Origin of the sequence: Sphingomonas glaciei, assembly GCF_023380025.1 — a bacterium.
Lineage (GTDB): Bacteria > Pseudomonadota > Alphaproteobacteria > Sphingomonadales > Sphingomonadaceae > Sphingomicrobium > Sphingomicrobium glaciei.
The window spans coordinates 667,132-683,440 of sequence record NZ_CP097253.1 but is presented as its reverse complement, the minus strand read 5'-3'; the positions used below and the strand labels follow the sequence as shown (position 1 = coordinate 683,440).

Sequence of the window (16,309 nt, the reverse complement as noted above, 5' to 3'; positions counted from 1 at the left end):
GCGGCCATGCTCAAGACCCCTGATCCCGCCCTCGCCCATGAGCCCAAGCTCAAGCCGTTCGACTGGTCCGATCCGTTCGGCCTCGACGAGCAGCTGACCGAGGACGAACGCCTCGTCCGCGACACCGCCGAGGGCTATGCCCAGGAGAAATTGCAGCCCCGGGTGACCGAGGCCTATCTCAGCGAGAATTTCGACCGCGAGATCCTGCGCGAGATGGGCCAGCTCGGCCTGCTCGGCGCGACCATTCCGCAGGCCTATGGCGGTGCCGGGCTTGGCTACGTCAGTTACGGACTGATCAGCCGCGCAGTGGAGCGGATCGATTCGGGATATCGCTCGGCGATGAGCGTGCAAAGCTCGCTCGTGATGTACCCGATCTTTGCCTACGGGTCTGAAGAACAGCGTCACAAGTATCTGCCGGGACTGGCTTCGGGCGAGCTGGTTGGCTGCTTCGGCCTGACCGAGCCTGACGCGGGCTCGGACCCCGGGGGCATGCGCACCACCGCCAAGAAGACCGACACCGGCTACGTGCTGTCGGGCGCCAAGATGTGGATCACCAACAGCCCCATCGCCGACGTGTTCGTGGTGTGGGCCAAGTCCGAGGCACATGACGGCAAGATCCGCGGCTTCGTGCTTGAAAAGGGCGTGCCGGGCCTTTCCGCACCGCAGGTCAAGCAGAAGCTGTCGCTGCGGGCGTCGATTACCGGCGAAATCGTGATGGACGCGGTCGAAGTCGGCGAGGATGCGCTGCTGCCCAACGTCGAGGGTTTGAAGGGTCCGTTCGGCTGCCTTAACCGAGCCCGCTACGGGATTGGCTGGGGATCGATGGGTGCGGCCGAGGCCTGCTTCCACGCGGCCCGGCAGTATACGCTCGACCGGCATCAATTCGGTCGGCCGCTTGCGGCGACCCAGCTGGTGCAGCTGAAGCTCGCTAACATGGTGACCGAGATCACCCTCGGGCTGCAGGCCGCACTGCGCGTCGGTCGGCGGCTGGAGGACGGCGAGCTGATCCCCGAGACGATCAGTCTGATCAAGCGCAACAATGTCGGCAAGGCGCTCGATATCGCCCGGATCGCCCGTGACATGCACGGCGGCAACGGGATCAGCGCCGATTATCAGGTCATCCGCCACGCGCTCAACCTGGAAACGGTCAACACCTACGAGGGCACGCATGACGTGCACGCGCTGATCCTCGGCCGGGCGATCACCGGCCTCAGCGCGTTCTAGGCAAATAAAAAGGGCGGCCCGCGAGCCGCCCTTTTCATGTTGCGTGAGGCGCCGGATTATTCCGGAGCGCCGCCGCTGCCCATGCCGAGCTGTTCCATGTCAGCCGCGTCAGGGCGCTTGTCGAACACGGCGTCGATCAGACCGAAGGCCTTGGCCTCGTCGGCTTCGAGGAAGCTGTCGCGGTCCATCGCCTTCTCGATCGCCTCCAGCTCCTTGCCGGTATATTTGGCGTAGAGCGTGTTAAGGCGGGTGCGCATGCGCAGGATCTCGCGCGCCTGGATCTCGATGTCCGATGCCATGCCCTGTGCGCCGCCCGACGGCTGGTGGACCATGATCCGGCTGTTGGTTAGCGCGACGCGCATGCCCGGCTCACCGGCGGCCAGCAGGAAGCTGCCCATCGACGCCGCCTGCCCGATGCAGACGGTGCCGACGCGGGGACGGATATATTGCATCGTGTCGTGGATCGCGAGGCCGCTGGTGACCACGCCGCCCGGCGAGTTGATGTACATGAAGATGTCCTTCTTCGGGTTCTCGGACTCGAGGAAGAGCAGCTGGGCGACGATTAGCGAGGACATGTGATCCTCGATCGGGCCGGTGATGAAGACGATTCGCTCGCGCAGCAGCCGCGAATAGATGTCGAAGCTGCGCTCGCCCCGGTTCGATTGCTCGATGACGATGGGAACGAGGCCGGAGACGATGTCCTGATGGTCGGGCAAGTGACTTATCCTGTCGTTTGGTGTGGTGACTACATCGGCGGGTGGCGAGACAAGTTCAAGGCCGCACCTGCCCGTTGCCCCGAACCACATATTTGAAGCTGGTCAGCTGCTCGGGCCCGACCGGACCGCGGGCATGGAGCTTGCCGGTGGCGATGCCGATCTCCGCCCCGAACCCGAACTCGCCCCCGTCGGCGAACTGAGTCGAGGCGTTCCACAGCACGATCGCGCTGTCGACCGCGGCGAGGAAGGCTTCGGCGGTCGCGGCGTCATCGGTGATGATCGCCTCGGTATGGCCGGTGCCGTAGCGGGCGATGTGGGAAGCGGCTTCCTGCCAGTTGCTTACGGTGCGGATGCTGAGGATCGGTGCGAGATATTCGGCGCTCCAATCCTCGTCATGGGCAGGGAGCATCGGCACGATTGCGGCCGCTTCCGCATCGCCGCGCAACTCGCAGCCATCGAGCGCCTGCGCGATGGCCGGCAGCATCGACAAGGCGCCGCGGTCGATCAGCAGCGTTTCGGTCGAGCCACATACCGACACCCGCCGAAGCTTGGCGTTGCGGACAATCGCCGCGGCCATCGCCGGATCGGCCGCGGCGTGGACATAGGTGTGGCAGACCCCTTCGAGATGGCCGAGCACCGGGACCCGCGCTTCTGACTCGATCCGCTCGACCAGGCTGCGTCCTCCGCGCGGGATCAGCAGGTCGAGCGTGCCGCCCAGACCGGACAGCAACGCGCCGACCGCCGCACGGTCGCCGGTCGGGACGATCTGCACCGCCGAAGCGGGCAGGCCTGCTTTCTCAAGCCCCTCGGCCAGCGCCGCATGGATCGCCCTGCTGCTCGCAAGGCAGTCTGAGCCGGGTCGCAGGATCACGGCGTTGCCCGAGCGCACGCAGATCGCGGCGGCGTCCGCGGTGACGTTGGGACGCGCCTCGTAGATCATTCCGATCACACCGATCGGCGTGCGCACCCTGGCGATGTCGAGGCCGTTGGGACGCTGCCAGCGCGCTATCTCCGCGCCGACCGGATCGGGCAAGGCAGCGACCGAATCGAGCCCTGCGGCAACCGCCTCGATCCGCTCGGGATCGAGCATCAGCCGGTCCTGGTGGCGGGTCGCAGCTGCCAGGTCCGCCACATTGGCTTCAAAGACGAGGTGAGCACGAGCGCGCAGGGACGTTGCCATACCGCGAATGGCGGAGGTGCGCTGGTCGGCGGTGGCGGCGCGCAAGGCTTCGGCTCCGGTCCGGGCGTCACGGCCGAGGGCAAGCATTGTCTCTCCGAGCGTCATTGCAGCACTAGGTCGTCACGATGGATCAGGGCATCACCACGAGAATAGCCGAGCAGGGCCGCGATCTCAGCTCCTTTCGCGCCGACCAAGCGCGCGGCCTCCTCCGCATCGTAGCGGCTGAGCCCGCGAGCAAGCTCCCGCCCTTCCCCATCCTGCACCGCGACGCAATCGCCGCGCGAGAAGGCGCCCTCCACGGCCAGCAGCCCAGCGGGAAGCAGGCTGCCGCCCTTGCCCAGCGCGGTGGCGGCCCCGGCATCGATGCGCAGCGTACCGAGCGGGGCCAACGTGCCGGCGATCCAGCTTTTGTAAGCGCGGACCGGATTGCCCTCGGCAGCGATGTGGGTGCCGCGGGCCTCGCCATCGAGGAGCCGGGCGAGCGGCCGTTCGCCAGCGCCGCTGCCGATCAGCGTTGCGCAGCCTGCCGCCGCGGCGATTCGCGCGGCTTCGAGCTTAGTCCGCATCCCGCCGGTGCCGGGTCCGGAGCGATCACTGTCGCCCGCCAGGGCCATGATCACAGGGGTGAGTGCCGTCACTTCCGACAAGTGCGTAGCGGCGGGATCGAGGCGCGGATCGGCGGTGTACAGGCCGTCGACGTCGCTCAGCAGCACGAGGAGTTCGGCGGCCGCCAACTGCGCAACGCGGGCCGACAAGCGGTCATTGTCGCCGACGCGCAATTCGGCGGTGGCGGTGCTGTCATTCTCGTTGATGATCGGGACTGCGCCGGCCTTGAGCAGGGCGGCGATGGTGCCGCGGGCGTTGAGAAAGGCGCGGCGATCCTCGGTGTCGTAGGCAGTCAGCAGCAATTGCGCGGTGACCAGCCCAAGCGGGGCGAACGCGTCGGCCCAAGCCTGCATCAGCAGCGGCTGCCCAGTGGCGGCGGCGGCCTGCTTGTGGTCGAGCCGGGGGGAGCGCGGAAGGCCAAGACGGCCGCGGCCCAGCGCCACCGCGCCTGAGCTAACGATGATCGCTTCGGTACCCTGGTTGCGAAGCTGGGCGACATCACGGGCAAGGTCGGCAAGGAAGTCGGCGCGGGGCCCCTGCCCGTCGGTTACCAATGCCGAGCCGAGCTTGACGACCAGGCGTCGCGGCAGCCGCCGAGGGGGCGGCGCGGTCATCAGCGCTGCTTACCGGGCGCAGGCTGGGCGAGATAGGCGAGCCGGCGAAGCTCGCGCCGGCCGTGCGTCACCGTGTCGAGGATCAGACCGGCAAGGAAGGAGAGGACGGCGATAATCACCATGCCGGTGATCAGGATCGCGGTCGGGAAACGCGGCACCAGCCCGGTGTCGAGATAGGTGAGGACCAGCGGGATCGACAGCGCAAGCGCCGCGAGCAGCAGGACGGCTCCTGCGACACCGAAGAACAGCCACGGCCGCTCGGTCCGGAACAGGTTGAGCATCACCTTCAATATGCGCCATCCGTCGCGGAAGGTGCTTAGCTTGGAGGCCGAGCCTTCCGGGCGCGCGCCATAAGCGGTCGCGACTTCGCCGACCGGCATCCGCAGCTCCAGCGCGTGAATGCTCATCTCGGTCTCGATCTCGAAGCCTGAGGACAGCACCGGGAAGCTCTTCACGAAGCGGCGGGAAAACACCCGGTAGCCCGAGAAGACGTCGGTGAAGCTGCGCGCGAAGAGGAAGCTCAGGAGGCCGGTGAACAGGCGGTTGCCCAGCACGTGGCCGCCGCGATAGGCGTCCTTGGCGTCATGCTGGCGGGTGCCGACCACCAAATCGAGTTGCTGGGTGAACAGCATGTCCACCATCGCCGGAGCAGCAGCTGGATCGTAGGTAAGGTCGCCATCGGCCATGACGTAGACGTCGGCCTCGATGTCGGCGAACATCCGCCGGACGACATGACCCTTGCCCTGCTGGCGCTCGGTGCGAACGACCGCTCCGGCCGCCCGCGCCACCTCGACCGTTCGGTCGCGGCTGTTATTGTCGTAGACGTAGATGGTCGCGGTCGGCAGCGCGGCGCGGAAGCCGGCCACGGTCGGCCCGATCGCGGCTTCCTCGTTATAGCAGGGCAGCAGCACGGCGATGCGAGGCTGGTCGTGCGTGTTCATGCCCCTCCCCCGGCGTCATCCCGGCAATGGAGCCGGGAGCTGCCCTCTTCTACGATCGGCTGAATGAGAAGGAAGGCCGTCCCCGGGTCAAGCCCCGGGGAGACGTTGTTGTTAGGCCGACGCCTTCTTGCCCTTCTTGGCCGGAGCCTTGGCACCCGCACCGTCCTTGACAGGCTCGGCGGGGACCGGAGCCTCAGGTTCGGCCTCGACCGCGCCCTTGGCCGGCTTGGCGGCCTTGGCCTTCTTGGGCGCCGGAGCGACCTCGGCGGCGGTTTCGACGGCTTCGGCGGCAGGCGCTTCCTCGGTCACGGCAGCCTTCTTACCCTTCTTGGCCTTGGGCGCAGGAGCGGCCGGAGCAGCTTCGTGGGCATGGTCGTGGCCGCAGCCCGGACCGTGCACATGGCCTTCCTCGGCCTCGAGATCGGCCTCGATCTCGGCGCGGGTCGCGGCGCGATCGGTGATCTCGGCCTTGGTGAAGAGGAAGTCGACAACCTTGTCCTCGTACAACGGCGCGCGCAGCTGGGCGGCCGCCATCGGCTCCTGCTGGACGTACTGGATGAAGCGCTCACGGTCGGCCGGCTGATACTGCTGCGCGGCCTGCGCGATCAGGCGATTCATTTCCTGGTTGGTGACTTCGACGCCATTGGCCTGGCCGATTTCGGACAGCAGCAGACCGAGGCGAACGCGGCGCTCGGCGATCTTGCGATATTCTTCCTTGTCGTTCTCGATCTCGGCCTTGGCGGCTTCGGGATCGGACTCGTGGCCGGCCTCATGCTCGAGCTGGGCGATGATGTTGGCGAATTCGGCCTCGACCATCGACGGCGGCACTTCGAAGTCATGCGAAGCGGCGAGCTGGTCGAGCAGGCGGCGCTTCATGTGGGTGCGGGTCAGGCCGTTCAATTCCTGAGTCTGCTGGTCGCGCAGCAGGCCCTTGAGCTGGTCAAGGCTCTCAAGGCCGAGGGTCTTTGCGAAATCGTCGTCGATCGCGGTTTCACCGGCGACCTTTACCGCGGTCACCTTGACGTCGAAGGTCGCGGGTTGGCCCTTGAGATTCTCGGCCGGATAATCGTCCGGGAAGGTGACGTTGAGCGTGCGCTCCTCACCGACCTTGGCGCCGATCAGCTGATCCTCGAAACCGGGGATCAGGGTACCGGAGCCGATCTCGACCGCCATGTCAGTGCCGGTGCCGCCTTCAAAGGCAACGCCGTCCGAGGTCTTGCCGACGAAGTCGAGCACGACCTGATCGCCGGTCTCGGCCGCCTTGCCCTCGGGAGCATCCTCGAAGCGCTTGGCGTTCGAAGCGAACTGCTGAACCTGCGCATCGACGGCGCTCTCGTCGGCCTCGGCGCTCAGGCGCTCGAGCTTGAGACCCTCGATCTGCGGCGTCGGGATCTGCGGCAGGGTTTCAAGGCGGACGGTGACTTCGGCGTCCTTGCCGGCCTCATAGCCGTCCTTGAGCTCGATCGATGGCTGCATCGCGGGACGGATGCCCTGCTCGCTCATCAGCTGCTGGACGCCTTGCTGGATGGTGGTCTGCAGCGCGTCCTGGTGGAGCGCATCGCCGTGCATCTTGCGGATGAGGTTGGCGGGGACCTTGCCGGGGCGGAAGCCGGGCATCTTGATCTGTGGGGCGATCCGCTTGACCTCGCCAGCGATGCGCTCGTCGATCTCGGCTGCCGTGAAGGTCAGCTGGTAGGCCCGCTTCAGGCCCTCGTTCTCGATCTCGACATGCTGCATGGTGACAAGAAATCCCGGATTATCGGTTGAAAGGTCATTCGCCCTCGGCCGGGCGGAAACTGGTGCGGGCGAAGGGACTCGAACCCCCACATCTTGCGATACTGGTACCTAAAACCAGCGCGTCTACCAATTCCGCCACGCCCGCGCGAGCGTTCAGGGGCGGCCCTATAGCAGCGTTGGGGGTTGGGGCAAGACGTTGGCGCGCAAGCAGGACCGGGTCGGGACCCGAGCGCCGGTTCCGAACGTTCTCCCCCCATGCAACAGCTTCCCCCCTTCCCCGACGACGCCCCCGGTTTCGAACCGGGCGCCCCCGAACCCAGCGAGCCCGGACAGCCGGCCCAGCCGAGCGAGCCGGGTCAGCCGACCCCAGCCCCTCAGGAGGAGCCGCCGGCCCAAGCACCGATCGACGTTCCCTCGCCGAGCACACCTGGAACCGAGACCCCGACCACGCCGATTTCGCCGATCGCCTGAATTGCCCCCGTCGCCCTGGCCAGTGCCGGGGCGACGGCGCCCCCTAGACCTTGCTCGCCCGGACGATCACGGCATCGACCAGCAATTCGGCAGCAACCCCGATCACCGCACCGGCGACGACATCGGTAACGTAGTGGCGCGAGCGAACGATCTGCGCGGCGCCGGTCAGCGTGGCGAGACCGAAGGCAGGCCAGCGCGCGCCGGGGTGGTCGCGGCCGACCGCCATCGCCACCGCGACCGCGCCGGCGGTGTGGCCCGAGGGAAAGCTGTTGAAGTCGCTCTCGTGACGCTCGCCTTTCCGCAGGACGTAGTCGCCGCGGCGAGCGGCGGCTTCCGGCCGGGTCCGGTCGACCATCGACTTGACCACGCCGCGAAGCGCGGTCGCGAGCAGGTGGGCGGCGAGGATGCGGGTGCCGGTGCGCCAGGTCGAACCGTCGCGCATGACGACCGCGGTCGCGAGCACGCCCGCCGCCGCGGCATAGAGCGGCTCCTGGTCCGACAACTCGGCCACCGCGCCAAGTGCCCTGACGGCTGCATCCCCCGCATAAGGGACGAGGGCGTCGGCAACGGCGGTGTCGACATCCTCGGCAGGAACGATCGGATCGATGTCAGGCAAGTTTTTCAATTGGGTCACGCCACGCTCAACGGCGCGGCAGGTGACAATGTTGCAAGGCCTAGCGGCGGCGCACCGCGCTGCGCACCATGGCTTCATAGTCGGGCAGCGCCTGTGGGTAGTAATGTGCCCGCGCGGCATCTAGCAGGATCAGGTACAGGCGGCCATCGATCACCGCACCCACGGCGCGGCCCTTGCGCCATACTTCGTCGCCGTCGAGATGCTCGAAGTCGAGCTGGAAGCCATTGGTGCCGAGGAAGGTTCGCGGGGCAAGCCCCAGGGTCCGGAACTCGACCGCGCCGCCTTCGACCCGAAACAGGGTTTCGAGCAGGCTGGCGACTTCGGGGGCAGTCATGGTCGAACGGAAGCGCGGCACCTGGCGGTCGGCCTTATACTCCTGCCAGATCAGGCGCTTGTTATCGGGCAGGCCGGTGACAAAGGTGACGCCGTCGAGATAGGGCCCGTTGAGCGTCCAGTCCTCGACCCAGCGCACATCGTTGAAGGAGAAGCCACCCTGGCGGTTCCATTCGCGCGGGCTGGTCACGCTCATCGCGCCGGAGCCGACGTTATAGGTTTGGCCGGCACGGACCAGGCCGTAGGGACTGAGGCCGACCCCGCCGCCGCCGACCGAGCTGCAGGCCGACAGGGCCAGTGCGAGGGCGCCGCCGAGGGCCAGCTTCGTGATGGTCGTGCGCATGGAGGTCAGCCCTGGATCATCTGGCGCACGAACGGCGCGTCGGGGGCGCTGGGCGCCATGGTAAGGTAACGCGACAGGGCGGTCCGGCCTTCCGCCACCCTGCCCTGCTTCATCAGCATGACGCCATGCCAGCGCCAGGCGTCGGCAGGTGCATCGGGGTAGGTCACCGCCTGCGCATAATTGAGCGCGGCCGCCTGCTGGTTCTGAATGCCTTCGCGCAGCCGGTGGACCTCGCCGCGATAGAACAAAAGTGTGCCGTTCCAGCCGTCGCGGGCGAGGGTCTCGACGATATACTGGCTTGCGCCAGGATCGTTGAGCCGCACCTGGTCGTCGAACAGGCTGGCGCGGATCGGCGCCAGCGCCTTGAGGTAGCGTTCGCGCCCACGGTCGTAGCTGCGGCCCGGCACGGTCAATTCCTGGGCCGAGACGGCAAGATCCTTCAGCCGCTCACGCGGGGCCGGGTGAGTGGCGAACAGCGAATAGCCGCGGTCGACCCGCTTGCGGCGCTCCTTAGCCGACCATTCAAGCTCGGTGATCAATTGGTCCCAGGTTTCGGACATCGACAGCGGGGCATAGCCGGCATCGGCGATCAGCTTGACCCCCAGCGCGTCGGATTCGGCCTCAAGCTGGCGGCTGTAGCGGAACAGGGTAAGGATGGTGCCAAGCTCGGCCAGCCGGACGAGGTCACCGGTGTAGGTGCCGGTGACACCGCCTGCCATTCCCGCGGCCATCGCCAGCCCGGCGAAGATGTTGGTCTTGCGCTTCATGTCGCGCCAGCTGCGGATCTGGTGGCGAAGCAGGAAGTGGCTGCTTTCGTGAGCGATGACCCCGGCCAGCTGCGCCTCGTCGCGCATCCGCAGCAGGAGGCCGGAGAAGAAGACGGTGAACCCGGTCGGGAACATCATCGCATTGAATTCGGGCACCCGCGCGAGATAGATGCGCATGTCCTTGGCCGCCGGACCGCCGACCTTGCCGATCAACCCCTGCAGGTAGCTGTTGAGCGCGGGATCGCGGATCAGGAGGTTGGAGCCGGCGACCTCCTCCTCGACCCGCTCCATCTGCTGCCACAGGCCCTTCTCGTCCGTCTCGGTCGGGCGATAGCCGGGGCCGATCAGCGGCTTGAGGCTGTTGGGGCTGATCCTGGCCGAAGCGGGCGCTGCGACAAGAGCGGCGCCGGTTCCGGCCAGCATCGCGCGGCGGGAAAGCTCGCTCATCACTTCTTCTCCGGGGCGTTTCGTGCCGCGGCAGCCTGAGCGCGGCGGACGTCACGGCCGGGCTTCATCCGACCCAGCAGTCGATCGACCAGTTGCGCCGCGCCTTCGGGCTTGCGGAGGTCGCCCATCTTGATGCCCGCGACTTGCGTGCCGGCCTGGACCACGTTGAACCACACCACTTCGCCGGTGCGCAGGTCGACCAGGCTGGCATAAGCGCTCTGCCCGCCGCCGCCGATGTTGGGCGCGCAGAAACCGATAAAGCAGCCGGCGATGCCGAGCACCTGCATCGCGACCCGCCCGCTGTCGGCAAAGCTGTCCTCGGCATGCATGAAAAGGGCATAGTCATACCCGGTCGCCTGACCGAGCCGGACCGCGTCGGAGCCGAGCGTATAGTCCAGCCCGCGTCCGCGCTTGGTCGGAAGCTCGTAGCCGGCGAACTTGTGGAGCGCGATCGAGCTGCCCACCGCATTATGCAGCCGCTCGAGCTCGGCCACGGTGTCGGCCGAGACCCCGGCAATCGAGTCGCGGCGGTCCATGATCATCGTCTGGCCGCCCCGCCCCGCCTGCTGGGCCTTGAGCGCGGTGACCAAGTTGGCGCGCGCCGCCTCGGTCCAGTCGGCGCGCGGCTCGGTCAGGCCGCCGGCCTTGACCGAACCGACCGTTACGTCGGGGCGCATCACCAGCAGCTTGTAGTCACCCTGCGGCGGCGTGAACTGAAGGTCGGCGATCTGCCGGGTCTGGACGCAGGCCGAGAGGGTGAGGGACAGGGCGCCGAGCGCCAGGGCGGACCGCATTCGACTCATTCCCGCGCAACCTTTTCTGGACTGCCCTGCGGCAGCCGCGAAATGACCTAAGTTTCAGATAGTTGAAGCGATTCCGCGCTAAGTCAATGGCACCTCCGGGGACGAACGTCGTCGCCTCGGCGGCATTGCCGCGGCTCCTCCCAACTTCCTTAAGCCGCCGCTAACCCTGTCTTTACGCGGCTTGGTATAGCTTGCGCCACTATGACGCGATCTCGGTTTTCCGGAGTGGGCAAGAAAGGAATGGGCATGGCGCAATCGGGAGTGGTTCGGCAGGTGGGCTCGGCAGTGGCCGAGGCTCATGCCGCCCGCCTCGGCGCAGCGGGGAGTGTCACCCACGCCCATGTCGCGGACCTTGCTGGACCGCTCGCCCCCTACCGGGCGCATGACCTTGACGATTTCGTCCACTTGCTGTGCGCCGTCTACGGCCGCCAGCCGACCGCGATCGAACTCGCGCTCGGCAGCGCCCCGGAAGCGTCGGTCAGGGCCTGGCTGGAAACCGCTTCCTCGGCGTTCGAGCGGGAGCGGCTATACCTGGTGCGCCTGACCTCCGCCGTCGGCCCGATCCCGAGCACGCCGGGCGCCGCCGAGACCGAGGCCGCCCTGCTGGCCCAGCGGCATGCCTTGGAAACGCTTGCCCGTTCGGAACGAAGCGGCTGCGCGCTGGGTGCGGCGACCGCGCTTGTCGCCGACTGGACCGCGCTTCGTCCCCTGCTCGACAAGGTCGCGGCCAGGGTCGGGGTCGACGTTCCGCCTTGCGCACTGCCCAAGGAGGAACTGATTGTCGCTGCGCTGGAAGCCGGGGCTTCCACGGTCACCGCGGAGCGCGCGATCCGTTTCGGCGCGGAGCAACTGCTGCTCCAGCAGCGCGCCCTGTTCGACTTGCTCGAAGCACGCAGCGAGGCGCGCGAGGACCTCTAACTAACGTAATGCGACCCGCCGAAGCGGAAACGCCGACCCCTTTAGTCGGCTTGCGTGCGCCGCGCCGGCCTCATACTGCCATCGGCCATGCGCTTCACCGGAACCACCGATTATGTCGCGACCGACGACCTTCGTGTCGCGGTCAATGCCGCCGTCACCCTGCGCCGCCCCTTGCTGGTCAAGGGTGAGCCCGGCACCGGCAAGACCGTCCTCGCCCACGAGATCGCCAAGGCGCTCGGCGCCCCGCTGATCGAGTGGCACGTCAAGTCGACCACCCGCGCCCACCAGGGGCTGTACGAATATGACGCGGTGGCGCGGCTGCGCGACGGCCAGCTCGGCGAGGAGCGGGTCCACGACATCCGCAACTACATCAAGCGCGGCAAATTGTGGGAAGCGTTCACCGCCCCGCAGCTTCCCGTCCTGCTGATCGACGAGATCGACAAGGCCGACATCGAATTCCCCAACGACCTCCTTCAGGAGCTCGATCGGATGGAATTCCACGTCTACGAAACGGGCGAGACGGTGAAGGCGGTCGAGCGGCCGATCGTCGTTATCACCTCGAACAACGAGAAAGAGCTGCCCGACGCCTTCCTCCGCCGGTGCTTCTTCCATTACATCGCCTTCCCTGACCGGGCGACGATGGAGCGGATCGTCGAGGTTCACTTCCCGGGCCTCAGCAAAATCCTGCTGAGCCAGGCGCTCGACCTGTTCTTCGACGTTCGCGAGGTGCCGGGGATCAAAAAGAAGCCCTCGACCAGCGAACTGCTCGACTGGCTCAAGCTGCTGCTTCACGAGGACATGCCGCTCGAAGTGCTGCAGAACCGCGACCCGACTAAAGCCATCCCGCCGCTGCACGGCGCCCTGCTTAAGAACGAACAGGATGTGATGCTGTTCGAACGGCTCGCCTTCATGGCGCGACGGAAGGGCTAAGGCCTCACTCCTCGCGATAGGCGAGTTCGAAATTGCCCCACCGACGGCCGTTGACGAACAAGGGCACGAAGACGTTCTTCACCGGATAGGATTTGTCGCCAAGCTCCATTCGGTAGGTCATCAGCATCGCCGGCTTGTCGCTTTCGATCGCGGCGCGGGTCTGTTCATCCATGAAAATGCGGCGGTTGCGGCAATTGGCGTCATTCCACACCGGGTCGGGACCGGGCACGTTGCACCGCTCGGACAGGTGAGTGGGCAGGAAGCCGTCGACGTTGGTGATGGCCGAGCCCAGGATGCGCGCGTCCTTCAGCTTGTAGCGGTCGAGCAGCGGGCGGATGTGCTGGTCGGCGAAGTCACAGAACTGGTTGTCGTACTGGACCGGGTTGCGGCCGGGGATCGGCACATACTGGCGATCGAAGATCTGCTCCATGGTGATCGCCCCTTCGCGCACCCCGCGCTCGGCGGCTTCGGCGATCGCTCGCATCGCGTCCTGGGCGAGGATGATCATCGGCGTGTCGTCGATCTCGGCACCCGAATTGGCGAGTGTGTCAAGCATGGTGGCCGAGAGCATCTCAAGCTTGGCAAGGCGCTGCTGGGCAACGCCGAGCGCGCCGCCATTCTCGCGGGCATCCTCGGCGAAGTCGGTAAGGCTCGCCTTCACCCGGTCGACGCTGTTCTGGATCAGGCTGGTCGAATGGGCGATGCCCTCGGTCTGGCGATCGACCATGCCGACGATCTCGCTGACTTCGCGGACCGTCTCGTGGATCTGGCCGAAGCCCTTCTGCGCGGCGCGGCTGCGTTCGACGCCGGTCTTGATCTCGCTGGTGACGGCGCCCGCCTCGCGGGTCAGTTCGCTGATGGTGAGGCCGATCTGGCTGGTCGCCGCGCGAGTGTCGTGGGCAAGCTTCTTCACCTCGGCCGCGACCACTGCGAAGCTACGCCCGGCGTCTCCTGCCCGCGCCGCCTCGATGGTCGCGTTGAGCGCCAGCATGTTGGTCTTGCGGGCAATCCCCTCGATGGTCGAGGAAACGCTCTGGACCTGGTGCATGGCCGAGGCGAAGCCCGCCATGCGGTCGCCAAGCTCGACCACCAGTTCGGTCAGGCCCTTGAAGCCCGCGATGGTCTGCTCGATCGCCTCGCGCCCGGCTTCCAGCTTGGCCTTGGCCTGCTCGGACAGCAGCCGTGCTTCGTCGGTCGAGTCCGACACCCGGGCCTGGTCGGCGAGCAGGCGGGTAGTGACTTCCTCCAGCCCGTCGAGCGTCTTCAGGTGCGCGCCGATGCTCTTGGACACGTCGCTGACGTAACCGGCGACGTCCGAACATTCGATCGACAGCGATCCGCAACTGCGGGCCACGGTACGGATCGCGTCTTCGGTAACCTGTTCAAGACCGGCGGTAGCCATGCTTTCTCCGAACGTGAGACTATGTCCGCACCGGAGTAGGCGTGAGGCTTTACCGTTCAGTTAACCAGAGTGGCGGGGGATGGTCGTCCCGGCCGAGACCGGGACGACCGATCACTCGGCTCAGGCCGACCGCTCGAGGTACATCATCCACAGCTGGGCGATGTTGCTGCGGGTGCCCTTGACGGCGCTGAGGGCGGCGGTGGCCCCGGCCTTGTCCCCGCTGCGCGCCAGGGCGATGCCGAGTCGGAGGTTGGCGAGATCGGCTCCAGCGCCGCCCTTCGCCACATCCGCACGATATGCGGCAGCCGCCTTCGCATAGTCGCCACGACCGAGGTAGACGTCGCCGTTGGGGGCGCTCTTGTCACCCGCGCTGCGCGTCACCGCGCTACTGTAAAGGTCGCGCCACATCGGCTTGTTCTTGTCCAGCTTGCCAGCCGCGAACGCCTCGTCGAGCACGGCCTTGGCTTCGCCGGGAAGACCGCGGGTCATCAGCACATCGACATAGGGGTAATAATCAGCCTCGCCCTCGAAGCTGGATGTCGCGCGCTGGAGGCGGAACAGGTCGACCTTGTCGGTCGCGGGCAGATTGCCGACCTGCTCGGTGATCTTTATCGCGGCGCGCCAGTTCTTCGGGTTGGGCGCTGCCTTGAGGTTCGCCACGGCAAGATCGCGGGCGACCGGCAGACGAGCATTGTACGCAAAGGCCAGGGCGCGATCGGAGACCTTCTGGTCGACGGGCTTGCCCGCCGCCTGATCGAGGGCCATCGCCTTCTGCAGGGCCGCGACCGCTTCGGCAGGACGCTTCTGGCGGTTACGAAGTTCGCCGAGGACCAGGTAATAGTCGCTCTTGTTCGGATCGGCCGCAAGCGCCTGTTCGATCTGGGTTGCCGCCTTGGCCGATGCCGCGGCGTCGGCCGCACCCTTGTTGTAATTGATCTTGGCGGCATTGAACGACAGGTTTGCAAGGTCGGCTCCCTGCGCGAGACCGGTGCCGAGCATGCCTTCGAGCACGGCGAGCAACTGGTCATCGTTCTTGGATGCCACGGCGGGCTTCAGCTGGAGCTGGTAGGCATAATAGCGGTCCGCCGGCGTCTTGGCGGCGGCAAGCGCGGCTTGCGACAGGGCCGGAATCTCCGCGGTCTTATTCTCGTTTACCGCCTTCTGCAGCGCGGCAAGCGCTGGTCGGGCTTCCTTCGACGGGGCTGGAATGCTTGAGGCAGGCGCTGCCTGTGCAAGGGCAGGCACCGGCGCAGCTGCGGTGACGAGGAAGGCGGCAAGCAAAGCTTTGGCCCTGATCGACATGGGAAGTGATCCTCCTTGATTTGACGAGCGGCCTTTAGACTGCCCGTGCTTCACTCGCCAGCCTCAAGCCGATTCTCCGTGAACCTTCATTGAACCGTGGCTTTTGAAGGGGTTAGCAGCCGGTATGGACGGATGGGCCCGCGCTTTGCTAGCCGCCCTCCTCTGTGATCATTCTTCTTTCCCCAGCCAAGACCCTCGATTTCGCCACTCCCTTCACGGAAGAGGCGACCCCGCCGCGCTTCGAGCGTGAGGCCGCCAGCATCGCCCGTGCGGCGGCGAAGCTCAGCCCAGCCGACCTGTCGGGACTGATGCACATCTCCGATAAATTAGCCGACCTGAATGCGACGCGCTTTCGCGGTTTCCGCAAGGCCGAGCAGCGGCCCGCCATCCGGGCCTTCGCCGGGGACGTCTATCGCGGCTTCGATGCGGCCAGCGCGGACGAGGAGACGATCGGCTTCGCCCAGGACCACCTGCGGATCCTGTCGGGGCTGTACGGCGTACTGCGCCCACTCGACGCGATGCGGCCCTACCGGCTGGAAATGGGGACCGGGTGGAGCCCTAGCGGCGGCAAGCTGGTCGAGCATTGGGGGCGCAAGGTCGCTCGGGCGATGCTGAGCGATCTCAAATCCGACGGCTCGGGCCTGCTGATGAACCTTGCCAGCAACGAATATTTCGCGGTGGTGCAGCCGTTCTTGCCGAGGAAGGGCGTGACCCTGGTCAGTCCGGACTTTCGAGTTCGAACGGCCAAAGGTCTGCAGTTTCAGAGCTTCACCGCCAAGATCGCGCGCGGCACCATGGCGCGCTGGTTGTGCGAGGAGCGGGTCGCGGATCTCGAAGCGGTGAAGGGCTTCGATCGCGATGGTTGGACCTATGATGCCGACGGCGGCACCGCGGCGCGTCCGCTGTTCGTCCGCGACTAGGGTCTGCCCTCAAGGAATCTC

At 66.7% G+C, this 16,309-nt stretch carries 16 protein-coding genes and 1 tRNA gene; 5 read left to right on the top strand and 12 right to left on the bottom strand.

The window, feature by feature from the left end; genetic code table 11:
- Positions 1-6: 6 nt before the first annotated feature.
- Complete coding sequence (locus M1K48_RS03200; RefSeq protein WP_249504433.1) at positions 7-1,224, top strand: acyl-CoA dehydrogenase; 1,218 nt, start codon at positions 7-9, stop codon at positions 1,222-1,224.
- Between the two features lie 56 nt (positions 1,225-1,280).
- Here the strand turns inward: M1K48_RS03200 and M1K48_RS03195 are convergent, their stop codons facing one another.
- From M1K48_RS03195 to M1K48_RS03170, 6 genes are all read right to left on the bottom strand, one after another.
- Positions 1,281-1,949, bottom strand: a complete 669-nt coding sequence (locus M1K48_RS03195; protein WP_249505158.1) for an ATP-dependent Clp protease proteolytic subunit — start codon at positions 1,947-1,949, stop codon at positions 1,281-1,283.
- Between the two features lie 46 nt (positions 1,950-1,995).
- On the bottom strand, positions 1,996-3,207 hold the full coding sequence (locus M1K48_RS03190; RefSeq protein ID WP_249504432.1) for a glutamate-5-semialdehyde dehydrogenase: 1,212 nt from the start codon (positions 3,205-3,207) through the stop codon (positions 1,996-1,998).
- A gap of 14 nt (positions 3,208-3,221) precedes the next feature.
- Positions 3,222-4,340, bottom strand: a complete 1,119-nt coding sequence (gene proB / locus M1K48_RS03185) for a glutamate 5-kinase (RefSeq protein ID WP_249504431.1) — start codon at positions 4,338-4,340, stop codon at positions 3,222-3,224.
- Positions 4,340-5,281 carry a glycosyltransferase family 2 protein gene (locus M1K48_RS03180; RefSeq protein WP_249504430.1) on the bottom strand — a complete coding sequence of 314 codons (942 nt, stop codon included), beginning with the start codon at positions 5,279-5,281 and terminating at the stop codon, positions 4,340-4,342. The genes proB and M1K48_RS03180 overlap by 1 nt, the downstream gene beginning before the upstream one ends.
- 111 nt (positions 5,282-5,392) lie before the next feature.
- Positions 5,393-7,018, bottom strand: coding sequence for a trigger factor (gene tig, locus M1K48_RS03175; protein ID WP_249504429.1), 1,626 nt, complete (start codon positions 7,016-7,018; stop codon positions 5,393-5,395).
- A 60-nt stretch (positions 7,019-7,078) separates the two neighbouring features.
- A tRNA-Leu gene (locus M1K48_RS03170) sits at positions 7,079-7,163 on the bottom strand.
- Between the two features lie 110 nt (positions 7,164-7,273).
- On the opposite strand from M1K48_RS03170, the gene M1K48_RS03165 reads away from it, so the two are divergent.
- A complete protein-coding gene (locus M1K48_RS03165) occupies positions 7,274-7,489 on the top strand; it encodes a hypothetical protein (protein WP_249505297.1) in 216 nt (71 codons plus the stop codon).
- Positions 7,490-7,532: 43 nt separating this feature from the next.
- On the opposite strand, the gene M1K48_RS03160 is transcribed toward M1K48_RS03165, so the two are convergent.
- Genes M1K48_RS03160 through M1K48_RS03145 form a run of 4 tightly spaced genes read right to left on the bottom strand, consistent with a single transcriptional unit; the run spans position 7,533 to position 10,807 of the window.
- Positions 7,533-8,123, bottom strand: a complete 591-nt coding sequence (locus M1K48_RS03160) for a phosphatase PAP2 family protein (RefSeq protein WP_249504428.1) — start codon at positions 8,121-8,123, stop codon at positions 7,533-7,535.
- Between the two features lie 40 nt (positions 8,124-8,163).
- Positions 8,164-8,799 carry a hypothetical protein gene (locus tag M1K48_RS03155; protein WP_249504427.1) on the bottom strand — a complete coding sequence of 212 codons (636 nt, stop codon included), beginning with the start codon at positions 8,797-8,799 and terminating at the stop codon, positions 8,164-8,166.
- Between the two features lie 5 nt (positions 8,800-8,804).
- Positions 8,805-10,013, bottom strand: a complete 1,209-nt coding sequence (locus tag M1K48_RS03150; RefSeq protein WP_249504426.1) for a M48 family metallopeptidase — start codon at positions 10,011-10,013, stop codon at positions 8,805-8,807.
- Positions 10,013-10,807, bottom strand: a complete 795-nt coding sequence (locus M1K48_RS03145) for a hypothetical protein (RefSeq protein WP_249504425.1) — start codon at positions 10,805-10,807, stop codon at positions 10,013-10,015. Before M1K48_RS03145 ends, M1K48_RS03150 begins: the two co-directional genes overlap by 1 nt.
- A 255-nt stretch (positions 10,808-11,062) precedes the next feature.
- On the opposite strand from M1K48_RS03145, the gene M1K48_RS03140 reads away from it, so the two are divergent.
- Positions 11,063-11,734 carry a DUF6975 family protein gene (locus tag M1K48_RS03140; protein ID WP_249504424.1) on the top strand — a complete coding sequence of 224 codons (672 nt, stop codon included), beginning with the start codon at positions 11,063-11,065 and terminating at the stop codon, positions 11,732-11,734.
- An 87-nt stretch (positions 11,735-11,821) separates the two neighbouring features.
- Positions 11,822-12,664, top strand: coding sequence for an AAA family ATPase (locus M1K48_RS03135; protein WP_249504423.1), 843 nt, complete (start codon positions 11,822-11,824; stop codon positions 12,662-12,664).
- Positions 12,665-12,668: 4 nt separating this feature from the next.
- Here the strand turns inward: M1K48_RS03135 and M1K48_RS03130 are convergent, their stop codons facing one another.
- Entirely contained in the window at positions 12,669-14,066 is a 1,398-nt protein-coding gene (locus tag M1K48_RS03130) for a methyl-accepting chemotaxis protein (RefSeq protein WP_249504422.1), read from the bottom strand.
- A gap of 120 nt (positions 14,067-14,186) precedes the next feature.
- On the bottom strand, positions 14,187-15,368 hold the full coding sequence (locus M1K48_RS03125; protein ID WP_249504421.1) for a tetratricopeptide repeat protein: 1,182 nt from the start codon (positions 15,366-15,368) through the stop codon (positions 14,187-14,189).
- A 164-nt stretch (positions 15,369-15,532) separates the two neighbouring features.
- On the opposite strand from M1K48_RS03125, the gene M1K48_RS03120 reads away from it, so the two are divergent.
- Positions 15,533-16,288 (top strand): YaaA family protein, encoded by a 756-nt coding sequence (locus M1K48_RS03120; protein WP_249504420.1) that lies wholly within the window; start codon positions 15,533-15,535, stop codon positions 16,286-16,288.
- The last annotated feature ends 21 nt before the right edge of the window (positions 16,289-16,309 follow it).